This window comes from Acetobacter lambici, assembly GCF_011516885.1.
Taxonomy (GTDB): domain Bacteria; phylum Pseudomonadota; class Alphaproteobacteria; order Acetobacterales; family Acetobacteraceae; genus Acetobacter; species Acetobacter lambici.
Window position 1 is genome coordinate 1 of sequence record NZ_WOTD01000162.1, and the last position, 771, is coordinate 771.

Genomic DNA, 771 nt, shown 5'->3' on the forward strand with positions numbered 1-771 from the left:
AGAGCCCTTTTGGAAATTCACGGATGAGCGTTTCGGCGTAGCATGAGGCTTCCCATGGCGATGTGGATCATGGCCTCTGCGACGTCGATCCGCTGTTCGTAGTCCTTCACAAGGCGACGCCAGCGGATCATCCAACCGAAGGTCCGTTCCACAACCCACCGACGCGGCAGGATTTCAAACCCTTTTGCTGTCTCTGACCGCCGGATGATCTCGACTGTGAAGTCGAGAAAAGTGGCCTTATCCATCAACTGGAGGCGGTCATAGGCTCCATCGGCAAACAGGTGCTTCACCCAAGGCCAGCGTTTACGAATGGCATCAAGGATCATCTGTCCTCCTGCACTGTCCGAAATATCGGCTGTTGTCAGCTGAACCAGGAGAAGGCGGCCATCCGTATCAACTGCGATGTGACGTTTCCGACCGACGATCTTCTTGCCTGCGTCATAACCACGTGTCTTTGCGTGGGGTGCCTTGATACTCTGGCTATCAATGACACCACCCGATGGACTGGTTTCGCGTCCTGCCGCTTCACGATCGAGCATCAGACAGACATCATGAATGGTCTGGAACAGGAAACGGCGCATCAGCCTGCGGAACCACCAGTAAACCGTTTGCCATGGGCCAAAATGAACCGGAAGCATCTCCCAACCGCAGCCTGAGCGCACGAGATAGCGCAGAGCATTGATGATCTCACGGAAATCGGTTGTCCGTTTCCGACCACGCCGGTTCGCAGGGGGCATCAGAGGCGCTATGCGCTCCCATTCCTCATCTGTC

Annotated in this window: 1 protein-coding gene; it reads right to left on the bottom strand. The window is 55.8% G+C overall.

Features of this window, described 5'->3' with window-relative positions; translation table 11 throughout:
- Positions 1-17: 17 nt before the first annotated feature.
- A partial coding sequence (locus tag GOB86_RS15665) for an IS5-like element IS12528 family transposase (RefSeq protein WP_165993584.1) occupies positions 18-771 on the bottom strand: 754 nt, incomplete at its 5' end.